This is a genomic window from Dyadobacter sp. CY327, from assembly GCF_021390415.1.
Classification (GTDB): Bacteria; Bacteroidota; Bacteroidia; order Cytophagales; family Spirosomataceae; genus Dyadobacter; species Dyadobacter chenhuakuii.
Genome location: NZ_JAJUXJ010000007.1, coordinates 356,531 through 368,567, shown reverse-complemented (window position 1 = coordinate 368,567; position 12,037 = coordinate 356,531). Strand labels below are relative to the sequence as shown.

Annotated in this window: 8 protein-coding genes; 5 read left to right on the top strand and 3 right to left on the bottom strand. The window is 47.2% G+C overall.

Features of this window, described 5'->3' with window-relative positions; all coding sequences use genetic code 11:
- Positions 1–66: 66 nt before the first annotated feature.
- The 5 genes from LZG74_RS17895 to LZG74_RS17875 all read left to right on the top strand — a co-directional run bounded on the left by LZG74_RS17895 (position 67) and on the right by LZG74_RS17875 (position 7,653).
- On the top strand, positions 67–2,487 hold the full coding sequence (locus LZG74_RS17895; protein ID WP_233797898.1) for an ABC transporter permease: 2,421 nt from the start codon (positions 67–69) through the stop codon (positions 2,485–2,487).
- Between the two features lie 21 nt (positions 2,488–2,508).
- Entirely contained in the window at positions 2,509–4,935 is a 2,427-nt protein-coding gene (locus LZG74_RS17890; RefSeq protein WP_233797897.1) for an ABC transporter permease, read from the top strand.
- Positions 4,936–5,102: 167 nt separating this feature from the next.
- On the top strand, positions 5,103–5,888 hold the full coding sequence (locus LZG74_RS17885) for a hypothetical protein (protein ID WP_233797896.1): 786 nt from the start codon (positions 5,103–5,105) through the stop codon (positions 5,886–5,888).
- Positions 5,889–5,942: 54 nt separating this feature from the next.
- On the top strand, positions 5,943–7,055 hold the full coding sequence (locus LZG74_RS17880; RefSeq protein WP_233797895.1) for a ThiF family adenylyltransferase: 1,113 nt from the start codon (positions 5,943–5,945) through the stop codon (positions 7,053–7,055).
- 112 nt (positions 7,056–7,167) lie between these two features.
- On the top strand, positions 7,168–7,653 hold the full coding sequence (locus tag LZG74_RS17875; RefSeq protein WP_233797894.1) for a hypothetical protein: 486 nt from the start codon (positions 7,168–7,170) through the stop codon (positions 7,651–7,653).
- A gap of 59 nt (positions 7,654–7,712) precedes the next feature.
- Here the strand turns inward: LZG74_RS17875 and LZG74_RS17870 are convergent, their stop codons facing one another.
- Genes LZG74_RS17870 through LZG74_RS17860 form a run of 3 tightly spaced genes read right to left on the bottom strand, consistent with a single transcriptional unit; the run spans position 7,713 to position 11,979 of the window.
- Positions 7,713–8,732, bottom strand: a complete 1,020-nt coding sequence (locus LZG74_RS17870) for a hypothetical protein (RefSeq protein ID WP_233797893.1) — start codon at positions 8,730–8,732, stop codon at positions 7,713–7,715.
- A 16-nt stretch (positions 8,733–8,748) separates the two neighbouring features.
- Positions 8,749–10,881, bottom strand: a complete 2,133-nt coding sequence (locus LZG74_RS17865) for a sialate O-acetylesterase (protein WP_233797892.1) — start codon at positions 10,879–10,881, stop codon at positions 8,749–8,751.
- A gap of 30 nt (positions 10,882–10,911) precedes the next feature.
- Positions 10,912–11,979 (bottom strand): hypothetical protein, encoded by a 1,068-nt coding sequence (locus LZG74_RS17860; protein WP_233797891.1) that lies wholly within the window; start codon positions 11,977–11,979, stop codon positions 10,912–10,914.
- Positions 11,980–12,037: the final 58 nt, after the last annotated feature.

The window sequence follows — 12,037 nt, the reverse complement described above, 5'->3', positions numbered from 1 at the left end:
ATTTTCAATTTGTTAAAAACATGGCATAGATATTGATCTTTTCCAAATATATTTATTTAATGGATTATGATCGGAAGCTACTTCAAAACATCAGGACGTGGTTTATTGCGTAACAAACTCTTCTCGTCCATCAATGTTGTCGGTCTTGCTATCAGCATGTCCGTCGGCCTGCTGCTGATTGCATTCGTGCTTGACCTGCGTTCGTATGACAAGTTTCATAAGCATGGTAAACGGATCTATCGCATCACCAATGTGGCGACTTTCAAGGGCGAGCAAGGCAGCAGCAAGTATTCATCGACTTCCATTAAGACGGGTCAGCTAATCAGGGAAAAAGTGACTGGTGTCGAAGAAGTGGCGATTCTGCGGAATGACTTCCTGCAGGACGCTACAGTTGGTGACAATGTGCTTCCTATCAAGGGCTTCTGGGCGGAGCCTTCGCTGTTCAGGATATTTACATTTCCGATGCTGGAAGGCAACCCCGAAACAGCCCTGAAAGATCCCTACTCAGTCGTTCTTACAGAAACAGCGGCAAAAAAGTTATTTGGCAACAGACCAGCGCTCGGCAAGGCGGTCAAATTTGATACATTAGATTATCAGGTTACCGGGATCATAAAGGATGTTCCCTTTTTCTCACATATCAGTTTTGAGGCGCTGGTATCGTTATCAACGGCCCAACAGCTCAACAAGAATGACAGGGAGTTTGGTAAATGGGCAAACATGTTTTCCAACTCCGTGTATTTGATGCTGCCGGAAAATGCCAACCTGGCTGCCATCCAGACACAGCTCGACGCGATTGCAAACAAAGAAAATCTCGCCGAAGCGCAAACAAATATTCAGCTCGAACTGCTGCCATTGCACGACATTGTAATTGGCGAGGATCTCCACTCCGGCTCCATGAGCGGCTCGGTGAACCCGCATATGCCACCGATCGTACTTTGGATACTGAGTGGTCTTGCATTTGTTGTGATTTTGTCTGCTTGTTTCAATTATACCAATCTATCGATAGCACGTGCAACGCGCCGCTTTAAAGAAATAGGCCTTCGCAAGGCCATAGGCGCCCGCAAAGGCCAGATATGGCAGCAATTTTTGGCCGAGGCGATCCTGATTTCGCTTGCTGCCCTGGTTCTCTCCTATTTCATTTTCCTCGCCCTGCGGCCACAACTGATTAATATTGCCCCGCAAATGCAGCGCACGGTGAAGCTCGATCTCACGCCCACAACCGTAGCAGCCTTTATATTTTTCTCAGTTACTGTGGGTGTCATTGCCGGTGTCATACCTGCATTGTTTTTTTCGAAAGTAAGTGCAATCCATGCGCTCGGGAATGTTTCATCGATAAAAGTATTCAAGAATGTGACACTCAGGCGCGCTTTGGTGGTGGTTCAGTACACGGTCACATTGATTTTCATAACAACAACCGCGGTGGGCTATGTTCAGTATAAAAACATTCTTGCATTCGACCTGGGATTTAATACTGAAAACATCCTGAACATTAACATGCAGGGAAATAAGCCTGAGGCACTGCTGAAACAATTACAGGAAATGCCGGAAGTAACTGCGTTATCCAGATCGCTGATCATCACCGCCGTTGGCAATGCATGGGGCGGTTATATGAAATACAACGATTCGCAGGACTCTGCACTTGTCATGACCAACCACATTGACGAAAATTACCTGTCTTTACACAATTACAAGCTGCTCGCCGGTGACAATTTCGTGACGCGGCCCACCACATCAGAAGCAGCTAGCGAGGTGATTGTTAACCAGCAGGTTTTGAAGCGGTTTAACTTAGGTGATCCTCAAGAAGCAATCGGAAAACAGGTTATGTTCAACAGTTTTCGAATAAAAGACCGTAAGATGAAGATTGTCGGCGTCATTAAGGACTTTCACTATGGCAAAGTAGACAACCTTATCGAACCCGTAGCATTCATGTTCTGGACACCTGAGGACCGGGCAGTTATTAATGCCAAGATACAAAGCGCGGACATGCCGGCAACCATGGCCAAAATCGAGTCCGGATGGAAGAAAATTGATAGGATCCATCCTTTTAAGGCAAAATTTTATGACGAAGAGATTGAAGATGCTTACAGCGAATTTTCAACCATAATCAAGATCATTGGCTTCCTTTCAATCCTGGCCATTTCCATTGCCTCCATGGGATTGTTTGGAATGGTAGTATTCACAACGGAGACAAGATTAAAAGAAATCGGTATCCGGAAAGTGATGGGAGCCAGCTCCGGCAACCTCGTTTTCCTGTTGAGCCATGGTTTTGTCGTGTTGCTGTCAATATCAGCATTGATTGCTATTCCTGCTACGTATCTTTTCTTCGAATCGTTTGTGCTTACGAACTTCCCTTATCATACACCGGTTCAAATTGCCGAGCTATCCGCCGGCTTGCTGGTGGTATCGCTGATCGCTTGTATCATGATCGGCTCGCAGACTATGAAGGCAGCAAGAAGTAACCCGGTAGAGATCCTGAAAAGCCACTAAGGCATCAAACAGCTAATCAACATGCTTGCAAATTACCTCAAAATCGCCCTTCGGATTATCAGGAAAGACAACACGTTTACCGTGATTAATGTCGTAGGTCTGGCGACTGGATTGGCTGTGGCGTTGCTGATCATTCAGTATGTGCGGTTTGAATTGAGCTACGAAAAATCTTATCCGCTTTCGGAGCAGGTCGTGCGGATCTCTATGGATTATCTGAACAATGGCGCATTGGATGCACAGGACGCTGAAATGTATCCGCCAGTTGGGCCCAGGGCGATGCGCGAAATGAGTGAGGTTGTTAATTTCACGCGTGCTTACCCGTTGCGAAAGCCCAATGTGACCGTTCAGCTGGACGATAAATATTATCTGGTAAACAATGTCTACGCAGTCGACTCGGCCTTTTTTTCAATGTTCCATTATCCGCTGCTCAGGGGCAGCCGAAAAAATCTTTTTACCAAACCGCGGCAGGTTATTCTGACAGAATCATTGGCGCTGACTTATTTCAATACGCTCGACGTCCTGGGCAAAACATTAAAAATGCCGCGAAGAAATGGCACCATTCTGCTCGAAGTGGTGGGCGTGGTGCCGGATAGCCCGGCAAACACACACCTTAAATTGGACATGATCGTATCTTATCCAACCATGGTGTTAGATTTTGGCGAATCGGATGATAATTGGAACAACAATAACACATACACTTACCTTCAACTGGACGCAAATACGACTTACGAAGCATTTACAAAATCGCTGGCTGCCTTCAGTGACCGGCTGGTCAGCGAAAAGAAGATAGTCAATGAGCGGGTTGTTGCGCAGAAGATCAGCGACATCCATCTGCATTCTAACAAGACTTATGAGACTGAACCGGGCGGCGATGCGCAGTCGGTATATTTCCTGCTGGGCGTAGCATTTCTTGTGTTGTTGACTGCTTTTGTAAATTATGTAAACCTTACCACCTCCAAGGCGCTTGACCGCGCGCGGGAAATTGGCATGCGGAAAGTGGTCGGTTCAACGAGTGGTCAGATAAGGACACAAATTTTCATGGAAGCTGTGCTCATCAATGGGCTGGCGGGAATTGTGGCGGTCGTGTTGGTAGCAGCTTTTGCTTCGGTATATATTGAGATGGCGGGGCTGCCCGAGGGTTTTGTTGTTTTTGAAGATGCATTTTTTTGGGAGAGTCTCGGGACATTCTTGTTATTGAGTATTTCTTTATCAGGGTTTTACCCGGCCTTTGTTCTCTCTTCGTTTGATCCCGCCGCTGTGCTGAAAGGGCAGTTCTCCCGTTCGGCGAAAGGCGTATTCCTGCGCAAGGCTTTGGTCGTTTTTCAGTTTACAGTGACCATTATCCTGCTTGTCCAAACGTTTGCGGTATACCGGCAGGTGAAGTTTTTGAGGCAGCAAAATCTTGGCCTCAACATGGACCATACGCTGGTGGTTGAAGCTCCTGTGGCGAGTGACGCGCACAAGGATAATGTTGCGTTCAAGCAAATGCTGCTTGCTCAGTCTAATGTTAAATCGGTTTCATTTTCGGGAACGGTGCCAGGGCTGGGATCGACGCAAATGGGGACGACGACTGGCCTGAATCCATCCGGGGCCGCTAAGAAAACGTATTACAATTATTATATTACGGAGGCTGACACTTCGTTTTTTAGTGTAATGGGCGTTAAACTGCTCGCTGGAAAAAACTTCGATGCGCTGACAATTCACGGTTTTTCGGACACCACCAATAGGCAGCTGATCGTCAATGAAGAAACTATCCGGCTTTGGGGGTTTGCGACGCCCGAAGCGGCCATCGGTAAGGGTGTTGATATGTGGGGACGCAAGGCAACCATCCGGGGCGTTGTCAAAAATTATCACTACGAATCACCAAAAGCTGCCCACATTCCAATCATCCACCTGTATTCTCCATACTTCCGCTCGTTTGCAAGTGTGAAATTCACAACAGGAAATGCGGATGAACAGCTCGCTTCATTGAAAAAGGTTTATGAGGCCAACTTCCCTTACGCACCATTCAGCTATTTCTTTTTAGACAGCGAATACGACAAACAATATAAATCCGACGACCGCTTCCAGCAGGTTTTCGGCGCATTAACTGGCTTTGCCATCCTGATCTCCTGCTTTGGCCTGTTCGGACTTGCAACTTTCACTGTCTCAAAGCGAACCAAAGAAATCGGGATCCGCAAGGTAATCGGGGCAAGCACCACAAGCCTCATGCTTTTGTTGTCCAAAGATTTTATCAGGACTGCATCCATAGCCATACTCATCGGCTTACCGATCACGTTCTTACTGGTCAAAAACTGGCTGGCGCATTACGCTGTCCGCATTGAACTGAGCTGGTGGCTTTTTTCCGCTCCTGCCCTATTGGTGATGGTGTTGGTACTCATATCTATTGGCGGCAAAACGGTTGCGACGGCGTTGATGAACCCCGTCAAATCCTTACGCAGTGAATAGATTTTTCCTGTTTTTACCTATGGGCGTAAAGCCTTCCCTTCATTTTTATAATTCTTAATACTTCTTAATGAATGTTTAAAGCCTGGCCTGTCAGCAGACAGTAGTTTTGTCCGTCGCATCAATTACGGATTTCCAGCCATTTGTTTTAAACTTAAAAATCTACTCCAATGGAATTTAACTTCCAGTATTTACTCAGCCATTTTGAACTCAGAGAACTTAAAAGCGAGGCCGATTTAACAGACCACCTTGCCCTGAGAAGAAAGATTTACCAGAAAGAATATTCAGAAGAATATCTGGACAATAAATATGATCTGCTGCCAAGTGACTGGAAAGCAAACCTGATTGGAGTATTTTCCGAAGGGCGACAAATCGCCACGATCCGGGTGGTGAGAAGGCAGGTTAATACAGCGATAGAAAAACAGCTGGCAAGCATTAACCATAAGTTTGGCCTCGGAATCAAGCCCGACATGTCTGATTCTCTTCCAACCGAATATGCTTTTGATATAAAATCCGGCAATAACCTGCATTTCAGGGACGCTACCGTCGAGTTGAGCAGGGTTGCGGTTTCGGACGAGTTCCGGGGACTAGGGTTGTGCAGATTTGCTATGTTAGCGGCAATTGGGATTTCGATTTTAGATAATGCCAAATATTGCCTTTACTCGTGTTCGACGAATGCGGTGAAGTATCACGCGGATCTGCTGCCGATGATGGCAGGAATTTATGCAGAGCAGAATGACAATGGTTATCCAGGCTTTAAATTTCCCACTTCCTCGGCTGCTGTTCTTTCGGAAATCCATAGTATGTCCCAAAAACACATTAACCGCGCCATTCTCGCCGGAATTGTTTGCAGATACGGCATCGATGTCTTAGGCGATCATTTCTCAGAAAAAACTGGAAAAGCAGAGCCTGGAAGTAAAGCGCATCTTGCTGAATATAATGCCGTCAGCGCTTAATACACATTGATTTTACACAAAAAAACTCAAACCAAAATCCCGGACAGAATGTGTATGGATACATTAACAAAGCCCGAAGAAAGGACTTCTGAGCGACTGGAAGATACATTCAGACCGCTTTTCTTTCGCCTGCGTCATTTGGAGGACAAAAAAAGGCTGGAAGTTCTTATGGAGCGGAACCCAGGCATTATGCTGTTTGACACTATCTACGATCAGCTTTTTGAACTTGTAAAAATTAAAAATCCTTCCATCAGGCTCAGTCCGGAACAATCAGACGCCGGCATACAGGAACACCTCGGCGGACTGACATTTCAGGAATATGGTGTCTGGGTGTATTATCCTTGGAGCAGGAGGCTGGTACATTTGCTTGATAATGAAGAATTTGGCATGGTCAGGACCAATCGCAACTATTGTAAGATTACCCGTGAGGAACAGCAATTATTGTCTACCAAAAAGATCGGCATCATTGGTCTGTCGATCGGGCATGCGGTTGCCATGACGCTGGCGACCGAAAGGTCCGTGGGCGAATTGCGGCTGGCCGATTATGATCTCATTGAACTTTCAAACTTAAACCGCATTCAGACCAGTACGCACAACCTGGGCATGAACAAGTCTGTTACTGCTGCGCGCGCCATTGCGGAAATCGATCCGTTTATCCAGGTGCGGATCTATCGCAACGGGATTTCAGAAGGCAATATCGATGATTTTCTGACAGAAAACGGAAAGCTCGATATGCTCGTGGAAGTGTGCGATGGCCTCGATATTAAAGTGCTCGCACGGCACAGGGCACGACATCTTGAAATTCCTGTCGTTATGGACACCAGCGACCGGGGAATGATCGACATCGAGCGTTTCGACAAAGAGCCGCAGCGTCCCATCCTGCACGGCTTGCTTCCGGACATTGATCCCAGCAGTTTGAAAAACCTTTCAACACAGGAAAGAATACAAATTGTGGGAAAAATAATTAATACAAATGAAATTTCGGAACGTCTGAAAGCTTCGTTGCATGAGGTTGGAAAAACGATTTCATCCTGGCCGCAGTTAGGGTCCGCCGTTGCACTGGGTGGGGCGATCACGACGGACACCTGCCGCAAGATCCTGCTTGGGATGGATTTAGAATCAGGCCGGTTTTATGTTGATATCGACCGGATCATCGGGGCGGTATGACCATTATCGTTTTGTAAACTGACGACCATCACTTTTATCCGACCGATACTGATTTAGCTTTGCCGGAAAGCAGGTCACGCCTGCCGCAAACCTGTAAAGCCAAAAAAGATCTATGAAAACTTGTATCATCCTGATTTCCCTAGCATTGATTTTCCTCACCTCCTGTAACTCCGGGCCTACTGAAAATACAGGTCTTAACAGAAAAACATCGGATTCGGACAGCGTCTTCAATTCCTGCTACGCCTCCTTCGTCAAAAAAGACACGGTGCTGCTCAATGCACTTGTTTATGGAGACAGCATAAAGGGCAGCCTGGGTTACAAACTGTATGAAAAACAGCAGGATAACGGCCTGCTCATGGGAACAATGCACGGCGACACCATCTGGGGCCTGTACACATTCATGTCATCCGATTCCGAATATGTCAACGAAGTCACATTCCTCCGAAAAGACACATTACTCATAGAAGGCCGCGGCGAAAGAACATTCAAAGACGGCAAATTCGCCTTCAAAGACAGATCCAAAGTGCAATATTCAGGTGTTGCACTAGCCAAAACCGATTGCAGGCAATTGCCGGAACGTAATGAAGCAAAGCGCTAAAATAAAGGCAAACCGCGGCCATGCGGTTTGCCTTTATTTTAATTTAAATACAACCTTAATTAAGGAGCTGCAACGAAGATAGATGTTGTTGTGGCGTTCTTGGTGCCGTCGGAAAGTTCGATCGGCGCGCCGTTTTTCCAATATTTGGCGATGCTTGTAACGCCGTTCAAACCAGCGCCGGAAACATAAATATCATTGCCGATGATTGTGATTCCCGTTGCTGCTACGCCGCCTGGAAGTGGTGTGGCGATGCCGTTTTTCCAAATGTTGGCGGTGTAATGATTAAGGCTGTCGCCGACATTTCCAACAATATAAACGTCGTTCCCTGCCACTGCAACGTCTTCCGCATTTGAATGATATGATGAAGGACTAAGGACGGTTTCAACGCCATTCTTCCAATATTTAGCAACAGTTCTATACTTTCCTCCCGTCGTGCCCACAACGTGAACGTCAGTACCCGATACGGCTATTCCGCTTGGGAAAGTCTGTTCAGTTCCATTTGTTAAGTCTACATCAACGCCGTTTTTCCAGTATTTAGCAACTGTATTTGCTCCTGCGCCGTTGGAGGCAGTTCCGGTCACATACACATCTCCATTCGCTATGGCCATATCCCTGGCCCATCCGCTATATGAATTGTTCAGACTTACGGGCACCCCATTCTTCCAATACAGGGCATAGTAACCACCCGCATCTGCACCGGAGCCCGCAACATATACATCACCGCCCGATAACAGCACTTTACTAAGAACAGACGGAGCATACTGGCCCGAAAGGGATTGCAAAGCACCATTTTTCCAGTATCTGGCATGGGCTGTCAATGTGCTGTCCCCATCCCAGCCTACCACGTGCACATCAGCACCGGAGGCAGCTATTGAAGTTGCCACGATCCCATTGTTATTCGACATCAGGTCCACTGCCTGTCCATTTCTCCAGTACCTGGCCGTGTTGTTATTTTCTCCGTACTGATAACCCGCCACATACACATCCGGTGTTGTAGGTATGACGTGATCTTGAAGGTTGCATGAAAAAGTGAAAAGGCCTGCGGCGCCCAATACCAGGTAGGTGTAAAATTTAAGCATGAGTATTATTTAAGTTTCAATTAAAAATAAGCTGTTTGGTTACTCTCTGGCCTTTGCCGGTTACCTGGATGATGTATTTGCCCGATGGCAGGTGGCCTGTATCCAGCCGAACCCTGCTTCCGAAAGAATTGGGCGAAACTGACTTTAAGGCCCTTCCTTTGATATCAAATAAGGTAACCCGCGCATCCTGAATGTCGTCCTTTGACTCAATATAAACGAAATTGTTCAGGACCGGATTGGGATACACGACGACGTCAGTTTTCTCAACTTCCGTGATCTCTGAGGATGCTTTGTCGGAATAGCAGCTAAGTAAATTATTTTCCAGAGTGTATGCAACTTTTGCCCGGGCAGAATACAGTCCGGTTTTCAAAATTTTGACCATTTCGGCAGTCGTGTCGCTCTCTGATCCCGGTCTGCTCCACAAAAATTGCACCTTATTGCCCTCGTCTTCAACGCGCGCCATGAGTGAAAAAGGGCCGGATGGCTCGATAACTGGCGGCGCAACAGGTGGCCGGACCATAAGGGAAGAAGTGACGGAATTTTCTGAAACACAGCCGTATACATTTTGTCCTTTTACATAATAATCACCACTTTCTTCCACCTTCACAACCGTCCCCGTTGCAAATGGCGTTGCGGAACCTTCGCGATACCAGGTATACAGATCGGTTCCGTTGGAAATATTGAATTGAAATGAAGAATTGGCGCACGCTTGCTGCTGGCCTTCTTCTACAATGCCTGGACGCGCGGGCTTAGGGTCGCTTTCCAGCACGACGACGGGCGTAAGAATTGAGTTCCCAGATGCGTCTCTGACGGTTGCGCGGTAAGTTCCGGGGGAAGATATCTGAATCGTGTTGCCGCGCTCCCCATTAGTCCATTCATAGGACTGATAACCTGTCGGGAGCGAAACGGTAACAGCATTGTTTTCGGTAACGCAGCTGGTAGTGACCGTCGGCAGCTCTGCAGGATTGGCTGGCGTTACAGTTGAGAAAAAGTTGGCGTCCAGACTTGCATTCCATGCACTGGCCAGGATGGTTAACCCTTCCACACCTTCGAAATGCGTTCCATCGATCCGGTTTGGGACCAAAGGATCGGTTTCAGGCCCTGGATATGTTGGATAAAAGTCTGTATTCAAAACAGCATTCTGCGCGGCAATAATATGGGGATTGACTGAGGATGGTATTTCTTTCGCAGCGGACGCGCGCGATGTTCTGGCAATAACCCAGGTAATCCTTTTTCCGGTATCCATGCCCAGGCGATTCATGAGAAACTGCAAGTCGCGGCTGTAATTGGCCGAAGGTGTTTTGTATACAGCGTCCGTTTCTCCCTGCATCCAAAGCACTGCCCGGACCCCATATTGGTTGACATAGTTACGGGCAGCAATCCTCAGGTTGGCGTACGGCATATCCTTCGCATACACATGTCCGTATAAACTCGTAGTCGGGAGGCCGGCGGCACTTTCCGCCCAGTTTTTAATGGCTGTTCCCTCCCATGCAACATTGATGAATACAACGGGTACATCCAGATGCGCAACGAGCTGGTCACCAAGAATGCCCCAGCACCAGGCGGTTTGGCCGCGGGGCGACATTGTTTTCAGGTTACTGGTTATTTTTGAAAACGATGGCGGCACAGGATCAGTCAGCAAATCGGGATACTGGCCGAGCTCGTCGTTTTCGTAGTTATCAATGTAGAGCACGCGATCGTCCGTTGCGCCGGGAGGAGCAGGTTTGTCTTTAAGCCCTTGTGCATTGGATTGCCCTGCAATGATGAAGACCTCTCCCACCCCCATGCGGGTGAGAACGTCACGGCCTACCACGCTGCCATTGGTTACGCCCCTCACTTCCAGAGCGTACCAGCCTCCTTTTAGCTTTATATTCCCTAGAAAAACGCCTCCCTGCGGCTTCTGTTGCAGCTCCTGCCACGGAATGTCTACTTCCTGGCCTTTGCCAACCGGGACTGCCCTTACTTCTATTTTATCAACCGGCACCGAATATGTGCCGGAAACCGAAACGGTCCTCCAACCTTGAATATCCCTTTGATATACAGCCTGATAAACCGGCGACGTAATTTTAATTTGAGAGAAAACAACCGGCGAGACAAAAAGCACGAGCATAAGTGCTTTCGCCAGAACGCAAAGTATAGATTTATGCATTGGTATACTTGAAACTGTAGGGATTTGGATTTACTGCGGGGAGGAATAGGAATAATAAACGAGTGCTTTCTGCTCATTATAATGCATGCTCCAGCGCTCACGGTTACTATTATACAGTTCGAATTCATAGCACTTGAAATTCTCGAACTCGCTTTTAAAACTCTTGCCAAAATTCTGCTGGCTGTCCAGGTTGAAGCCGAAAAGATGAGATTGAGCCGCAAAAAGGTCCCGGAAATACTTGATTTCGCTCGTTTTCAAGTTGGAAATCCACGAGAGCGTAGTGAAATCCGTGTTAAATTGTCTGATCCGGTTAAACTGAGGAATAGATATCAGATTACCATCCTCATCAAATCGCATCCCCGACAATCCGGTGACACCCAGGAAATTGACAGTAACTGAGTAGATTTTTGAACCGTCCGGAAAGATGCTTACCACGCATTCCATGAAAGTAAGCTCATTATTTTCCATAATGTAATCCCTGCTTGGCTCATTCAAATTAGTCAGGCTGTTTACAAAGGCGTGGTTGGGCTTGTGCCTCGAATTGATAAATTGCCGGATCTTTTCGGGAAGATCATCGATGGATTTTGTGACGTAGGAAGTTTGTTGGTAAGGCCTGAGAATGACGCCGTACGCGCCACCTGTCAGCACATAATCCTTCCCATTCAGGTGATAATCATAGACATCTTCCTTATCCGGGCCTCCCGCATAGTAAGATTCCACGACCCTGTGGTTGCTGATGCGGCCACCTCTGATAGCCAGAGTTTCAAGCTTCGCAAGTAGCTTCTCAGGAATTTCTTCGTCTGCCTGCCTGGCCGTGTTTAAAATGCCTGCATTGTTGACAACCGATTGGTAATTAGCGCCTTTATACCGAAAACTGAGTTGATAAACCTTGCCCGGCTCCAAAACCTTCATCTTCGAGATTTCCGCAGCGGGATATTTTTGGTAAATCATGTGCCTTGCGCTGCCGGGAACATCCAAATGGGGTTCAATTTTTTCGCGGCTGCACCTGCTGATGAGCACAACGAGCATAAAAAATGTAGCTACAACGAGCGTTTTAGAGCCTGATAGCAAGGGAACAGCCTGATCCTTAGCCTGCATTCGGAGGTGGAGTTGAGTTTTGTTATACAGACGCGATTTCCCTATGTAACCGCTGCTT

What these genes read in the sequence shown, in the direction of transcription:
- LZG74_RS17895 (WP_233797898.1), top strand. Translation starts at nt 67, where the DNA reads ATGATCGGAAGCTACTTCAAAACATCAGGACGTGGTTTATTGCGTAAC.
- LZG74_RS17890 (WP_233797897.1), top strand. Translation starts at nt 2,509, where the DNA reads ATGCTTGCAAATTACCTCAAAATCGCCCTTCGGATTATCAGGAAAGAC.
- LZG74_RS17885 (WP_233797896.1), top strand. Translation starts at nt 5,103, where the DNA reads ATGGAATTTAACTTCCAGTATTTACTCAGCCATTTTGAACTCAGAGAA.
- LZG74_RS17880 (WP_233797895.1), top strand. Translation starts at nt 5,943, where the DNA reads ATGGATACATTAACAAAGCCCGAAGAAAGGACTTCTGAGCGACTGGAA.
- LZG74_RS17875 (WP_233797894.1), top strand. Translation starts at nt 7,168, where the DNA reads ATGAAAACTTGTATCATCCTGATTTCCCTAGCATTGATTTTCCTCACC.
- LZG74_RS17870 (WP_233797893.1), bottom strand. Translation starts at nt 8,732, where the DNA reads ATGCTTAAATTTTACACCTACCTGGTATTGGGCGCCGCAGGCCTTTTC.
- LZG74_RS17865 (WP_233797892.1), bottom strand. Translation starts at nt 10,881, where the DNA reads ATGCATAAATCTATACTTTGCGTTCTGGCGAAAGCACTTATGCTCGTG.
- LZG74_RS17860 (WP_233797891.1), bottom strand. Translation starts at nt 11,979, where the DNA reads ATGCAGGCTAAGGATCAGGCTGTTCCCTTGCTATCAGGCTCTAAAACG.